A 13,018-nucleotide genomic window follows, 5' to 3' on the forward strand; every position below is an offset into this window, starting at 1 on the left:
TAGGATGCACCCCAGGACCTGACAAGGGTTCAGATGGATTCAGATTCAGAGACACTGTCCGTGTACATGAACATCGACGCCCAGGAACGTGTCGCCCCCGGACCCGCCACCCTCCCCCGCCACGCGGCCGATGTGCACCCCGGCCGGAGCTGCGGTACGATCATCTTGCCTGATCACGGGGAGCAACTCCCGGCAGCAGGCAGTGCGTTGGTGGTCCAAGGAAAGACGCCCCACTTCCCGTGGGGAAATGCAGGTGCAAGGCCTGCTCAGCGCTCGACGAGAACCCCGGCCCCGCACCTGCGGGACCGGGGTTCTTCCGTGTCGGACTTCGTGTCGGCCGCCGGGCCGCGGTCCGGTCTTCGACGCGTCCCGCGTCAGGCCTGCACCACCGGCTCCCGTGTGAACAGCGCGCCCAGTTCGGGAGCGTTGACCCGGCGGTCGGCCAGGCGCAAGCCCTCCCAGATGGTGACCTGGTTGGCGGTGAGGACCGGCTTGCCCAGTTCCTTCTCCAGGGCCGGGATGTGGGCCGCCGTGCGCAGGGCCGTGTCCGGCAGGAGCACCGCCTCGGCGTCCGGGCGGTCGGCGGCGCGGCCCAGTGCCAGCACCTCCTCCTCGGTCCAGGTGCCGACCTCCGCGGCGGTGATGACGCCGGAGCTGACGACGTCGGACACCTCGATGCCGGCGGCGCCGAGGAAGTCCGCGAAGAGCCGCGCCACGTCGTCCGGGTAGGTCGCGCCGATCGAGACCCGCCGCGCCCCGATCTCCTTCGCCGCGTGCACGAAGGCGAAGGAGGTGGAGGAGGCCGGCAGACCCGCCGCCCGGGCCAGGGCGCGCACCTGTTCGTGCGCGCCGTCCCAGCCGTGCACGAAGCTGCCGCTGGTGCAGGCCCAGACCACGGCGTCGGCGCCGGCCAGCCGCAGCTCGGCCACGCCCGCCTCCAGCCGCCGCGGCGAGCCCATCTCGAGCAGTGCGTCCACCCGGTGGGCGTCCTCGCCGATGTCCGTGTGCACCAGGTCCACCCGGATGTCGCTGCCCAGGAGCTGCTCGATGCGTGGGTAGTCGTCCTCGCCGGAGTGGCCCGGGTACAGGAATCCCAGTGCTGTCATGTCCACCCTTCCTGCTGCTGTTCGGTGTCCGGGACGTCACCGACGCCCGGCATGTCCGCCGCCGCGGGTCCGACCGGGCCCGCCACCGCGGGGTCGACGGGACCGGCGGGTCCCACCACCGCGGGACCGGTCGCACCCGTCACCGCGGGGCCGATGCGGGCGGCCGGATCGGTCAGGGCCTGGTACGGCCCTACCGCAGGGGTACCCAGTCGGCGCAGCGCCGCCCACATCGTCACTTGGTTGGCCGAGATCACGGGGATCCGCAGCTCGGCCTCCAGCTGCGGGATGACGTCGTAGGTGGGGAGATTGGTGCAGGAGATGAACAGGGCGTCCGCCGCCCCGGGCGCGGGCACGGCCTGGCGTGCCATGTCGGCCACGTCGCGGTACGGGACCTTCCAGATGTGCCGGGTCAGCCCCATGAAGGCGCAGCCGGTGATGGTGACGCCGGCCTCGGCGACGTACGCCTCCAGCGCCCGGGTCACGGACACGGTGTACGGCGTCACCAGCGCGACCCGGCGTACGCCCAGTTCGGTCAGCGCGTCCAGCAGTGCGCCGGAGGTGGTGACGGAGGGGACGGCGCCCGCCCAGGTCATCGCCTCGCACATGGCGCGTTCCCCGGCGATGCCGCCGACAAAGCTGCCCGAGGTACAGGCGTAGGCGACGACCTGGGGCGCGATGGCGTTGAGGGTGCGGACCGCCTCGCCGAGGGTCTCGTGCTCGCTGACCATCCGGGCGAGGTCCAGACTGACCTCGACGGGTACGAAGGGCGTCCGTGTCATGTGCAGTGACACGTCGTCGGGCACCCATCGCCACAGCTCGCGATCGAGTGCGAAGTCGAACGGGGCGACCACGCCGACCCCGCGTTGCGGAGCTGGTCCGCCGAGAAAGGAGATGTCCATGGCACGCACCGGCCTCACACTGAGGAAGGGGAGGGCAACGCACCGTTATGAACGGCCGTGTTGACGAAGGTAGGTTCCGGTGCGAGCGTGGTCAATCCGCCCGCATCACCTCCAGGTCAACAGCTGGTTAAGTCCCCCGTCAACACCTGAACCGCCCCCGCTTCCACCGACCGGAGACAGGCCCGCCGATGACCACGTCCGCGTCCTCACCCACGCCCGCGTCCCCGCCCGTGCCCACGCTCCTCGTCCTGGACGCGGAGCCGCTCCCCCGTCTGGGCCGGCTGACCGGCCGGGCCCGGATCGAGCACGCCGACGCGGCGACGCTGGCCGAGCGGCTGCCGCACGCCGACGTCCTGCTGGTGTGGGACTTCACCTCGCACGCGGTGCGCGAGGCGTGGCCCGGCGGCGGCCCGCGGCCGGGCTGGGTGCACACGGCGAGCGCCGGGGTGGACCATCTGATGTGCCCTGAGCTGGCCGAGTCGGACACGGTGGTGACCAACGCGCGCGGTGTCTTCGACCAGCCGATCGCCGAGTACGTCGCCGCGCTCGTGCTGGCGATGGCCAAGGACCTGCCCGCCACGCTGCGCCTGCAGGGCGAGCGGACCTGGCGGCACCGCGAGTCGATGCGGGTGGCCGGAACCCGCGCCTGCGTGGTGGGCACCGGCCCGATCGGCCGGGCGGTCGCGCGGACGCTGGAAGCGCTCGGCATCACCACCGCGCTGGTCGGCCGCACCGCGCGCCCCGGCGTCCACGGGACCGAGGAGCTGGACCCGCTGCTGGCCGGGGCCGACTGGGTGGTGGCGGCGGCACCCCTCACCGACGACACGCGCGGCATGTTCGACGCCCGGCGGTTCGGGCTGATGCGGCCCTCCGCCCGGTTCGTGAACGTGGGGCGGGGGCAACTGGTCGTCGAGGACGACCTGGTCGAGGCGCTGACGGCGCGCCGGATCGCGGGCGCGGCCCTGGACGTGCTCAGCCACGAGCCCCTGGCGCCGGACAGCGCCCTGTGGGAGGTGCCGGGGCTGATCGTCTCGCCGCACATGAGCGGGGACACGATCGGCTGGCGGGACGAACTGGGCGCTCAGTTCGTGGAGTTGTTCGAGACCTGGGCGGCGGGCGGACCGCTGGCCAACGTGGTCGACAAGAAGCGCGGATACGTACCCGGACACTGACGTCGCCGACGTCCCGGACCTGCGGGAGGGTGCTGCATGACCGACCTCACCGAGCTGACCGCTGTACAGCTCGTCGACGGCTACCGCAAGGGTGCTTTCAGCCCTGTGGAGGCGACCCGGGCGGTTCTGGAACGGGCCGAACGCATCCAGCCGGAGGTGAACGCCTTCGTCCGGCTGACCGGCGAGGAGGCGCTGGACCAGGCCCGTCGGGCCGAGGAGCGGTGGCGCCGCGGGGAGCCGTGCGGGCGTCTCGACGGGGTGCCGGTCACGGTGAAGGACATCCTGCTGACGCGCGGTCAGCCGACCCTGCGCGGTTCCCGGGCCGTCTCGCCGGACGGCCCCTGGGACGAGGACGCGCCGTCCGTGGCCCGGCTGCGCGAGCACGGCGCGGTGTTCGTCGGCAAGACCACGACGCCGGAGTACGGCTGGAAGGGCGTGACGGACTCGCCCCTGTCCGGCGTGACCCGCAACCCGCACGACCCGTCCCGCACCGCGGGCGGTTCCAGCGGGGGCGCGGCGGCGGCGGTGGCGCTCGGGGCGGGGCCGCTCGCGCTGGGCACGGACGGCGGCGGGAGCGTGCGCATCCCGGCGTCCTTCTGCGGCATCTTCGGCCTGAAACCGACGTACGGGCGGGTGCCGCTGTACCCGGCGAGCGCGTTCGGCACGCTCGCGCACGTGGGTCCGATGACCCGGGACGCGGCGGACGCGGCGCTGATGCTGGACGTCGTCGGCGCCCCGGACGCCCGGGACTGGTCGGCGCTCGGCCCGGCGGCCGGGTCGTACACGGAGGCGCTGTCCGGCGGGGTGCGGGGGCTGCGGGTGGCGTACTCGCCCTCGCTGGGCGGGCAGGTGGCGGTGCGTCCCGCGGTGGCCGGGGCGGTGCGGCGGGCGGTGGAGCGGCTGGCGGGGCTCGGCGCGTACGTGACGGAGGCCGACCCCGACTTCACGGACCCGGTGGACGCCTTCCACACCCTGTGGTTCAGCGGGGCGGCTCGGGTGGTGCAGCATCTGCGGGCGGGACAGCGGGAGCTGCTGGATCCGGGGCTGCGGGAGATCGTGGGGGCGGGGGCGCGGTACTCGGCGCTGGACTATCTGGCGGCGGTGGACGTCCGGATGGAGCTGGGGCGGCGGATGGGCGCCTTCCACGATTCGTACGACCTGCTGGTGACGCCGACGTTGCCGGTCACGGCGTTCGAGGCGGGGGTGGAGGTGCCGAAGGGGTCGGGGTACCGGCGGTGGACGGGGTGGACGCCGTTCACGTATCCGTTCAATCTGACGCAGCAGCCGGCTGCGACTGTCCCTGCGGGGGTGGACGGGGACGGGCTGCCCGTCGGGGTGCAGATCGTCGCGGCGCGGCACCGCGACGATCTGGTCTTGCGGGCCGCGCATGCGCTGTACGGGGCGGGTACGTCGGCCCAGTAGTGACCGGCGTGCGGGTGGGCGCGGGGTGGGGGCGCGAACCGGCGCCGGCCGGGTGCCGCTGCGCCCACCCGTGCCGCCGTGGGGGCACCCCTCTGGGGGAGGCACGACTGCCCCCAGCTACGGCGCTCGGCGGAAGCTGAGGGTCTCGCCGGCCGCTCCCGTGCGCCACAGGTCGTTGCAGGCCTCGGCCATCGCGTCGAGGCCCTCGGTGATGCGGCCCCAGACGGTGCCGGGGACCCAGCCGACGTCGCCGTTGAGGAGCAGGTTGTTGCGCTCGTAGAAGAGGGCGAGGTCGACGAGGGTGGTGCCGGGGCGCACCTCGCGGTCGTAGCCGTACGCCTTCGTGCCCAACTCGGCACCCGCGAAGGCGAAATAGCACAGGTCGCCCGGAATGGGCGTTACGGTCGGGTTCTCCAGCGGTGGTTCGGATGCCGCGAAGGGCGGGAAGAGGGCGTAGATCTCGTTGCGGGCGTATTTGGCGTGATACACGTCGCCGCCGAGGGGGAGCGCGTCCCAGACGGCCGCGCAGGTGATCGGGGCCCGGTCGTCGAGCAGTTGGGCCGTGCAGGTGATTCCACGCTTGACCAGCGAGACTTCGATGTAGCGATCAGCCATGCCCTCCATGGCAGTGCCCCGAGGCCCCGCGGTCAAGGGCGCCGGGCCGATGTATCGGACTGAAAAAGATCGGCATAACCTGCCCACCTTCGGGTAGCTGCGCGCCCATGGCTCCACCACACAGAACCCCGCCATGGGGTATATCCGACCTAAGGTCCAGGACAGCCGGGCCCACTCGCCGGTCGCTGCTCGCGGGGGTCGCGGCGCTCGGCGCGCTGGGGGCGGCCGGCTGCTCGCGGGTCGCCAGCGCATCCGACGTGGAGGGCGGTGACCTGCTCGGCCGGCTCAGGGCGCAGGGAGTCGCCCGGCTCGGCATCGCGGGCGAGATCCCCTTCGGGTACATCGACAAGAACGGCGAGCTGACCGGTGAGGCGCCGGAGCTGGCGAAGGTCATCTTCAAGCGGCTGGGAGTGGACCGGGTGCAGCCGGTGCCGACGGAGTTCGGCTCCCTGATCCCGGGCCTGGCCTCGCAGCAGTTCGACGTCGTGGCGGCCGGGATGTACATCAACGCCGACCGCTGCCGGCAGGTCATCTTCTCCGACCCCGACTACCAGATGCTCGACGCGTACATCGTGCGCAAGGGCAACCCGCTCGGGCTGCACAACTACCGGGACGTCGTCAAGAAGAAGGCCAAGTTCGCGACCGGCACCGGCTACGCCGAGATCGCCTACGCGGTGGAGCACGGGTACAAGGAGGACGACATCCTGATCGTCCCCGACCAGGTGGCCGGACTCAACGCCGTCGAGTCCGGGCGCGTGGACGTCTTCGCCGGTACGGCCCTGACCGTCCGCGAGGTGGTGAAGAAGTCCAGCAAGGCGGAGGCGACCGAGGCCTTCGCACCGCTGGTCGGCGGCAAGCCGCACGTCGACGGCGGCGGCTTCGCCTTCCGCCCGGACGAGACCAACCTGCGGGACGCCTTCAACGTCGAGCTGCAGAAGCTCAAGAAGAGCGGCGAACTGCTGCGCATCCTCAAGCCCTTCGGTTTCACCAAGAACGAGATGACCGATCTGACCGCGAAGGAGCTCTGCGGCGGATGACCTCGGGACTGTGGGAACTCGTACTCCAGGGCGTCTGGGTCACCGTCCAGCTGCTCTTCTTCAGCTCGCTGCTGGCGACGGCCGTCTCCTTCGTGGCCGGCATCGCGCGCACCCACCGGCTGTGGATCGTCCGCTTCCTCGCGGGCTTCTACACCGAGGTGTTCCGCGGGACCTCCGCACTGGTGATGATCTTCTGGGTCTTCTTCGTGCTGCCCCCGGCCTTCGGCTGGCAGCTGGTGCCGATGTGGGCGGGCACGCTGGCACTCGGCCTGACCTACGGGGCGTACGGCTCCGAGATCGTGCGCGGTGCGCTCGGCGCGGTCGACCCGGCGCAGAAGGAGGGCGGCATCGCCCTCAGCTTCACGCCCTGGCAGCGGATGAAGCTGATCCTGCTGCCGCAGGCGGTGCCGGAGATGATCCCGCCCTTCTCGAACCTGCTGATCGAGCTGCTCAAGGGCACCGCCCTGGTGTCGATCATGGGCATGGGCGACCTGGCCTTCAGCGGCAACCTGGTGCGCCTGGCGCTGCAGGAGAGCGCGGAGATCTACACGTACATCCTGCTGATCTACTTCGTGATCGCGTTCCTGCTCACGCGGGTGATGCGCGGCCTGGAGAAGAAGCTCAAGGCGGGCGTCGGCAAGGCGCCGCAGAAGAAGCCGGCGGCCGTGCAGGTGCCTGAGGGAAGTGGTGTGTCGTGAAATGGGACTGGAGCGCGGTCTCCGACTTCCTGCCGCACTTCTGGGACGGGCTGCTGGTCACCCTGCAGATCCTGGTCCTCGGCTCGCTGGTCTCCTTCGGCCTCGGCCTGGTCTGGGCGCTGCTGATGCGGGTGCCGAGCCGCTGGGTGACCTGGCCGATCGGTGTGATCACCGAGTTCGTGCGCAACACCCCGCTGCTGGTGCAGTTGTTCTTCCTGTTCTACGTGCTGCCCGAGTGGAACATCACCTTCTCGGCGCTCACCACCGGTGTGGTCGCCATCGGGCTGCACTACTCGACGTACACGATGCAGGTCTACCGGGCCGGCATCGAGGGAGTGCCGGTCGGCCAGTGGGAGGCCGCGACGGCGCTGAATCTGCCGATGCGCCGGACCTGGACGGCGGTGATCCTGCCGCAGGCGATCCGCCGGGTGACCCCCGCCCTCGGCAACTACGTGATCTCCATGCTGAAGGACACGCCGCTGCTGATGGCGATCACGGTGCTGGAGATGCTCGGCGAGGCACGGCTGTTCTCGCAGCAGAACTTCCAGTTCACCGAGCCCCTGACGGTGATCGGCGTGGCCTTCATCGTCATCTCCTACCTGGCCTCCCTTGCCCTGCGAGCCCTGGAGCGACGCCTTGCCCACTGACACTCTTCCCAACCCCGAGAAAAGCCCCGAGCGCAACTCCGGTGAGCTGATACGCCTGGAGCAGGTCACCAAGCGGTTCGGGGACAACACCGTCCTGGACCACCTGGACTTCTCCGTCGACGCCGGCAAGCACGTCACCCTGATCGGCCCGTCCGGTTCGGGCAAGACGACGATCCTGCGGCTGCTGATGACGCTCCTCAAGCCCGACGAGGGCACGATCACCGTGGACGGGCAGAAGCTCTTCCCGGCGACGGAGAAGGAGCGGCGCGAGGTCCGCAAGCAGATCGGGATGGTGTTCCAGCAGTTCAACCTGTTCCCGAACATGAGCGTCCTGCGCAACATCACCGAGGCGCCGGTCACGGTCCTCGGGATGTCCAAGGACGAGGCGGTGGAGCGGGCCAAGGGCCTGCTCGACATGGTGGGCCTGGCCGACAAGTGCGACGCCCGGCCGGCCCAGCTCTCCGGCGGCCAGCAGCAGCGGGTGGCGATCGCCCGGGCGCTGGCGATGCGGCCGAAGGTGCTGCTGCTCGACGAGGTGACCTCGGCGCTCGACCCGGAGCTGGTCGCGGGCGTCCTGGACCTGCTGCGGGACATCGCCCGCACCACGGACATCACCATGCTCTGCGTGACCCACGAGATGAACTTCGCCCGGGACATCTCGGACCAGGTCCTGATGTTCGACTCGGGCCGGGTCATCGAGGCCGGACCGCCGGAGAAGATCTTCAGCGAGCCGGAGCACGACCGCACCCGGGAATTCCTCAGCGCGGTCCTGTAACCACGCGCCGTGACTGCCCCAACGTCCGAGGTCGGGACGTTGGGGCATTCCCATGGCATATGCCACCGGGCCAATGTCGCAGTTGAGGGCCCTGAAATTGGGCCAACACCCCCTCACATCGGGCACCTTGGCGGCTATCGTGGACGGCATCCGCTGTCCGGACCGGGGGCACAGGCAGGGACAGGGGCCGACGAGCTAGCGCAGGGGGAGACCACCGTGGCGCTGCAGCACCAGCCGACCGCGCCGCATCACTCGGCCCAGGACGCCCTGCGCGTTCTGGAGACGGTGACGCGGCACACCTCCGGTGTCACCGACACCGAGATCGCCCGCCTCAGCGGCCTCGACGGGGAGCGGCTGACCCCGCTCCTACGCATGCTGCGCCGCGAGGGCTACGTCGAGCAGACCGCCGACGGCGCGTACGTCACCGGGGAGGCGCTGGCCCGGCTGGGCTCGGCCCACGGCCGGGAGCAGGCCCTGCGCGAGAAGCTCCAGCGCACCCTGGACCGGCTGCGCGACTCGGTGGGCGCCGCCGTCTACATCAGCCGGTACGTCGACGGCGAGGTCAGCGTCACCCAGTACGCCGACAGCCCGGCCGCCCCGAAGGTGAACGAGTGGGTGGACTTCCGTGTCTCGGCGCACGCGACCGCGGTGGGCAAGAGCCTGCTGACGCAGCTGGACCACGCGGGCCGCCGCGACCACCTCGCCCGGCACAAGATGGCCCGCCTGACCTCGCGCACCATCACCAGCGACAAGCTGCTGCTGTCCCGTCTGGAGTCCCAGCCGGCCACCGTGCCGGTCCTGGACCTCCAGGAGTACGCGGTGGGCACGGTCTGCGCGGCCGTTCCGATCACCGCCGGTTCCGCCGTGGGCTGTCTGGCCCTGTCGCTCCCGGTCGAGCACGCGCACCGGCTGCGCCGGGCGGCGGACGAGCTGAACCGGAGGGCGGCGCCGGTGCTGCTGTCGATGGCGATCTAGGACGGACGAGCACCGGTCCGGGGATGGTCGGGAGCACTGCCCGGGACCGGGTAGTATTTTCTTCGTCGTCGGCCGCGGAAAGCGGACGGCGGGAGTCATGCGCCGCTAGCTCAGTTGGTTAGAGCAGCTGACTCTTAATCAGCGGGTCCGGGGTTCGAGTCCCTGGCGGCGCACAGAAGGAAGGGCCCCCTCGCTCGGCGAGGGGGCCCTTCCGCTGTTCAGAAGGTGACGTCCGAGCACGCGTAGAACGCGTTGGCCGTGTCGGCGACCGTCCACACCGCGAGGACGACGTGGTGTCCGCTCAGCCCGGACGGCAGCGTGCCGCTGTGGGAGAGCGTGGCCGGGGGCTGCTTGCCGCCGTAGGGCACCGTGAAGAACGGCGTGAGGTTGAGGTCGGACCGGGACAGGTTGTGGTTCTGGTTCCAGCCCGGCTTGGTGACGTAGTACTTGAAGTCGGTCGTGGCGTGCCGGGCGGTGAACTGCCAGCGGAAGGTGTAGCTCTGACCTCCGTTCACCTTGGTGGTCGGCCACGCCTGGCCGTTCGGCTGCTTGGGGCTGTCGAGCGCGGCGAACGACCCGTGGCCGGCGGAACAGATGCTCCCGTCGGCCGGCCCGGAGGCGGGGAAGCCCTTGGGGCCCTCGACGCTCTGCGGCTCCCACTGGATGGCGCCGCATCCGCCGACCGTGCCGTTCTGGCACACCTTCTGCCGGCTGACGGGCAGGTCGGTGTAGCCGTGACCGCTGGCGCCGCCGGACGAGAGCACGAGGGCTCCGGTGGTCGCCATGCCCAGCGCGGCCGCGTACAACTTGGTCCTTGTGCGCATACTGCTGCTCCCTGTGACGTGTGGGGAAGTTCAGTGAGCCGTGCAGGTCTAGACCAAGTTCAGATTATTGGCGTTAGTTGAACATGTCCATACCAAAGGCGGAACGCGTCGGCCGCCCCCGTACCGGCGGATCAGGACCCCGTGTCCCCCCGCCCCGCGCAGAACGCCACCGTCAGATCCTTCACCAGCACCTTGCGCTCGTAGTCGTCCAGTTCGACCAGGCCGCGCATGGTCAGCCGGGTCACCGTGTCCTCCACCGAGTCCACGACCGAGGTCAGGACGCTCGCCCGCTGCGCCGCGTCCAGCGCGGCGATCCGGCGGCGGTGCATCGCGGCGGCGACCTCGGGGGCGTACTCCACCCGGACGGGCCGCACCGAGAACACCTCCAGGCCGACCGGCGCCGCGTCCGCCGCCACCAGCCGGGTCAGCGTGTCGCCGGCCACGTCCGCCGAGCTGCGGACCGTGCCGAGCGGCTCCACCGGGACCCGGGCCAGCGCCGCCTCGACGCACTCGCGCAGATACGTCTCGTGGTCCTCGACGCCCAGCGTGGCCCGTACGGTGTCCCGCACCCGCCACACCACCAGCGTCACCGCCCTGAGCGCGACCCCGTTGCCGTCGGCCGCGGGCATCGGCTCGCTGCGCCAGTGCCGCAGCCGCACGTCCACCCGGCGGCGCAGCAGCAGCGGGTTCACCCACATCAGGCCGGTCCGCCGCACCGTCCCCCGGTAACGGCCGAACAGACCGAGCACCCAGGCCCGTCCGGTCCGCCCGCGGGCCAGCCCGCCGAACCCGAACATCCCGAGCGCCCCGGCCGCCGCGTACGCCGCCCACTGCGCGGGCCCGAGCCCGGCGCCCGCCGACACCGGCAGCCCCAGCGCCCGGGCCGTGAGCGGCGGCACGAGGCCGGCCCACCAGGAGGTGGCCACGCACCCGGCCACCCCGCACAGACCGGCGGCCACCCCCGCGGCACCGGGCAGCACCCGGGCCGGACGCTCCGTCAGCTCCGGGTCGACCGACGGCACCGGGCGCGGGCGGGCCTTGACGGGACGGCGGGCCGGTGGCCGGTCGCCGGGCCGCTCCCCCGGCCCCTGCCGCCGTGCGACGACCGCGGGCCGCAGCGGCACCGGCGCCGGGGCGGGGTCGTCGCGGAACAGCAGATGGACGGGGATCTCGGTGGTGGCCTCGTTGTGAATGAGCCGGGCGGGCCGCGGACCGGGCTCCGCCGCCGCGGGCCGGGCGGCGTCCGGCACCGCGGCCCCGGGGCCCGCCGAGGACTGCGTCGCGGTCCCCGTCGACGCCTCGGTCGATGCCTGGGCCGAGGCATTCGCCGGGGCATCCGTCGAGAGTCCGGCCGGCGCCTCCGCCGGGAGTCCGGTCGAGAGTCCGGTCGACAGATCGGTCGGGAGTTCGGTCGAGGATGTCGTGTTCGTACTCATGCGTGCTCCAGCCTCCGCGCCAGACGCGTCATGAACGGGTGGTCACCTGCCGGGCGCCGGTCACGAGAAGAGCCGCCGCCAGGTCTCCGGGCCCGGGTGGCCGTCCGCCGCACCGCCCCGCCAGCCCTGGGCGCGCTGGAAGGCCTGGACGCCCCGCCGGTCCGCCTCGCCCCAGCGCGGCCCCGGTCCCTTCGTGTAGTACGTGCCGAACCCCTTCCTCACCAGCTGCCGGCCGAGCCGGGTGATGTACGCGTTGTCGGCGCCCGGCCGGAACATGCCGCGCCCCGGATAGCCCGCCACCCCGTGCGAGGCGGGCCCCGCGGCCCCGGGCGGTGCCTCCTGGGCGCCGGCGTTGCCCGTCCGGCTCGCGGCGACCCCCTTGTAGCGGTACGGCAGGTACTTGGCCGAGTTGCTCCAGTACGCGTACGGCGTGTCCAGCTTGCGGGTGTGCGGCGGGGTCTGCTCGTACGCCGTGTAGGCGGTGCGCGTGCCGTCCGTCCAGCCGCCGAAGATCACCACGTGGGAGCCCTTCTCCGGGTCGGACGCGTTGTGGAACAGCAGGATGTCGCCCGGCTCCAGCTCCGCCTTGGTGATGCGGTCGGCGACGGTGCCGAGGCTTCCGGTCCACTCGTTCGCGGGCAGCTTCCAGGCCATCGACACGAAGCCCGAGCAGTCCTGCCGGTAGCCGTCGGACCGGTACGCGGTCATGCTGTACGGGACCTTCGCGGCCACCCAGGTCTTGGCCCGGTCGATGATCTCCGTGCGGGTGAGGGAGGCCAGTTCCGCACCGGCCGGGGGCGTCGCGGGCCGGCCGGTCGGACCGTGCAGCGGTGCCCTGGGTCCCTGCGGGGTGCCGGGCTCGTCCGCGGCGGGAGCACCGGGCCGGTGGGGTGCGTGGGCGGCCGCGGGGAGCGCCGCCGCCGGGCCCGCGCCGAGGGCGGACGCGGCGGTCGCGGAAGCGGCGGCGGCCACGACCAGCGTGCGGTACGCCGCCGGATGGGCGAGCGCGCGGCCTGCCGGTGAATGCGGCAGAACGCGCCGCCAGTGACGGCAGCCGGGGCATTCGCAATCGCTCGCGGGATCGATTTCCTCGAATACGGGAGTCTCCATGCGATTCCCCTCACACTCCCGGCACACATGTCCGCGGCGGCGCACTTCGGTACATGTCGGTCAGTTTCTCAACTGTCGTCATCACTCGCATGTTGACGGTCCGAATGATGTACCCGGCTGATTTGCCCGGTCGCCGGGCACGGCGGCCGGATGGTCCGGAGCACCGGTCGGCATCGGGTAGAGTTGCGCAGGTCAGCAGGCGCCGCTAGCTCAGTTGGTTAGAGCAGCTGACTCTTAATCAGCGGGTCCGGGGTTCGAGTCCCTGGCGGCGCACAGACGGTCGAAGGCCTCTCGTATCACAC

13 protein-coding genes and 2 tRNA genes are annotated in these 13,018 nt (G+C 71.7%); 9 read left to right on the forward strand and 6 right to left on the reverse strand.

Features of this window, described 5'->3' with window-relative positions:
• Positions 1-374: 374 nt before the first annotated feature.
• Together ACIQFU_RS01790 and ACIQFU_RS01795 are read right to left on the reverse strand one after the other, a co-directional pair.
• On the reverse strand, positions 375-1,106 hold the full coding sequence (locus ACIQFU_RS01790; RefSeq protein WP_402548227.1) for an aspartate/glutamate racemase family protein: 732 nt from the start codon (positions 1,104-1,106) through the stop codon (positions 375-377).
• Positions 1,103-2,005, reverse strand: coding sequence for a decarboxylase (locus tag ACIQFU_RS01795; RefSeq protein WP_402548229.1), 903 nt, complete (start codon positions 2,003-2,005; stop codon positions 1,103-1,105). The genes ACIQFU_RS01790 and ACIQFU_RS01795 overlap by 4 nt, the downstream gene beginning before the upstream one ends.
• 188 nt (positions 2,006-2,193) lie before the next feature.
• Here ACIQFU_RS01795 and ACIQFU_RS01800 point away from each other — a divergent pair, with 188 nt between their 5' ends.
• Entirely contained in the window at positions 2,194-3,177 is a 984-nt protein-coding gene (locus tag ACIQFU_RS01800; RefSeq protein WP_402548231.1) for a D-2-hydroxyacid dehydrogenase, read from the forward strand.
• A 36-nt stretch (positions 3,178-3,213) separates the two neighbouring features.
• On the forward strand, positions 3,214-4,599 hold the full coding sequence (locus ACIQFU_RS01805; protein WP_402548233.1) for an amidase: 1,386 nt from the start codon (positions 3,214-3,216) through the stop codon (positions 4,597-4,599).
• A 117-nt stretch (positions 4,600-4,716) separates the two neighbouring features.
• Here ACIQFU_RS01805 and ACIQFU_RS01810 read toward each other — a convergent pair whose 3' ends face one another.
• A complete protein-coding gene (locus ACIQFU_RS01810; RefSeq protein WP_402548235.1) occupies positions 4,717-5,214 on the reverse strand; it encodes a DUF3830 family protein in 498 nt (165 codons plus the stop codon).
• A gap of 107 nt (positions 5,215-5,321) precedes the next feature.
• Here ACIQFU_RS01810 and ehuB point away from each other — a divergent pair, with 107 nt between their 5' ends.
• From ehuB to ACIQFU_RS01840, 6 genes are all read left to right on the forward strand, one after another.
• Entirely contained in the window at positions 5,322-6,251 is a 930-nt protein-coding gene (gene ehuB / locus ACIQFU_RS01815) for an ectoine/hydroxyectoine ABC transporter substrate-binding protein EhuB (RefSeq protein ID WP_402548237.1), read from the forward strand.
• The gene (ehuC, locus tag ACIQFU_RS01820; protein ID WP_402548239.1) at positions 6,248-6,949 is read left to right on the forward strand and encodes an ectoine/hydroxyectoine ABC transporter permease subunit EhuC; all 702 of its coding nucleotides are present in this window, start codon (positions 6,248-6,250) and stop codon (positions 6,947-6,949) included. The genes ehuB and ehuC overlap by 4 nt, the downstream gene beginning before the upstream one ends.
• Entirely contained in the window at positions 6,946-7,596 is a 651-nt protein-coding gene (gene ehuD, locus ACIQFU_RS01825; RefSeq protein ID WP_402548241.1) for an ectoine/hydroxyectoine ABC transporter permease subunit EhuD, read from the forward strand. The genes ehuC and ehuD overlap by 4 nt, the downstream gene beginning before the upstream one ends.
• Positions 7,586-8,371, forward strand: coding sequence for an ectoine/hydroxyectoine ABC transporter ATP-binding protein EhuA (ehuA, locus tag ACIQFU_RS01830; RefSeq protein ID WP_402548243.1), 786 nt, complete (start codon positions 7,586-7,588; stop codon positions 8,369-8,371). The genes ehuD and ehuA overlap by 11 nt, the downstream gene beginning before the upstream one ends.
• A gap of 216 nt (positions 8,372-8,587) precedes the next feature.
• Positions 8,588-9,346: an IclR family transcriptional regulator gene (locus ACIQFU_RS01835; RefSeq protein WP_402548245.1), complete on the forward strand. Its 759-nt coding sequence runs from the start codon at positions 8,588-8,590 to the stop codon at positions 9,344-9,346.
• Positions 9,347-9,445: 99 nt separating this feature from the next.
• Positions 9,446-9,519 (forward strand) — tRNA-Lys (locus ACIQFU_RS01840).
• A gap of 45 nt (positions 9,520-9,564) precedes the next feature.
• Here ACIQFU_RS01840 and ACIQFU_RS01845 read toward each other — a convergent pair.
• The 3 genes from ACIQFU_RS01845 to ACIQFU_RS01855 all read right to left on the reverse strand — a co-directional run bounded on the left by ACIQFU_RS01845 (position 9,565) and on the right by ACIQFU_RS01855 (position 12,716).
• On the reverse strand, positions 9,565-10,170 hold the full coding sequence (locus ACIQFU_RS01845) for a lytic polysaccharide monooxygenase (protein WP_402548247.1): 606 nt from the start codon (positions 10,168-10,170) through the stop codon (positions 9,565-9,567).
• Between the two features lie 131 nt (positions 10,171-10,301).
• Positions 10,302-11,606: an SPFH domain-containing protein gene (locus ACIQFU_RS01850; protein ID WP_402548248.1), complete on the reverse strand. Its 1,305-nt coding sequence runs from the start codon at positions 11,604-11,606 to the stop codon at positions 10,302-10,304.
• 60 nt (positions 11,607-11,666) lie between these two features.
• Complete coding sequence (locus tag ACIQFU_RS01855; protein WP_402548250.1) at positions 11,667-12,716, reverse strand: peptidoglycan-binding protein; 1,050 nt, start codon at positions 12,714-12,716, stop codon at positions 11,667-11,669.
• A gap of 199 nt (positions 12,717-12,915) precedes the next feature.
• Between ACIQFU_RS01855 and ACIQFU_RS01860 the strand changes: the two genes are divergently transcribed.
• Positions 12,916-12,989 (forward strand) — tRNA-Lys (locus ACIQFU_RS01860).
• Positions 12,990-13,018: the final 29 nt, after the last annotated feature.

It is taken from the genome of Streptomyces sp. NPDC093065, assembly GCF_044754585.1.
GTDB lineage: Bacteria > Actinomycetota > Actinomycetes > Streptomycetales > Streptomycetaceae > Streptomyces.

What these genes read in the sequence shown, in the direction of transcription:
- ACIQFU_RS01790 (WP_402548227.1), bottom strand. Translation starts at nt 1,106, where the DNA reads ATGACAGCACTGGGATTCCTGTACCCGGGCCACTCCGGCGAGGACGAC.
- ACIQFU_RS01795 (WP_402548229.1), bottom strand. Translation starts at nt 2,005, where the DNA reads ATGGACATCTCCTTTCTCGGCGGACCAGCTCCGCAACGCGGGGTCGGC.
- ACIQFU_RS01800 (WP_402548231.1), top strand. Translation starts at nt 2,194, where the DNA reads ATGACCACGTCCGCGTCCTCACCCACGCCCGCGTCCCCGCCCGTGCCC.
- ACIQFU_RS01805 (WP_402548233.1), top strand. Translation starts at nt 3,214, where the DNA reads ATGACCGACCTCACCGAGCTGACCGCTGTACAGCTCGTCGACGGCTAC.
- ACIQFU_RS01810 (WP_402548235.1), bottom strand. Translation starts at nt 5,214, where the DNA reads ATGGCTGATCGCTACATCGAAGTCTCGCTGGTCAAGCGTGGAATCACC.
- ehuB (WP_402548237.1), top strand. Translation starts at nt 5,322, where the DNA reads ATGGCTCCACCACACAGAACCCCGCCATGGGGTATATCCGACCTAAGG.
- ehuC (WP_402548239.1), top strand. Translation starts at nt 6,248, where the DNA reads ATGACCTCGGGACTGTGGGAACTCGTACTCCAGGGCGTCTGGGTCACC.
- ACIQFU_RS01845 (WP_402548247.1), bottom strand. Translation starts at nt 10,170, where the DNA reads ATGCGCACAAGGACCAAGTTGTACGCGGCCGCGCTGGGCATGGCGACC.
- ACIQFU_RS01850 (WP_402548248.1), bottom strand. Translation starts at nt 11,606, where the DNA reads ATGAGTACGAACACGACATCCTCGACCGAACTCCCGACCGATCTGTCG.
- ACIQFU_RS01855 (WP_402548250.1), bottom strand. Translation starts at nt 12,716, where the DNA reads ATGGAGACTCCCGTATTCGAGGAAATCGATCCCGCGAGCGATTGCGAA.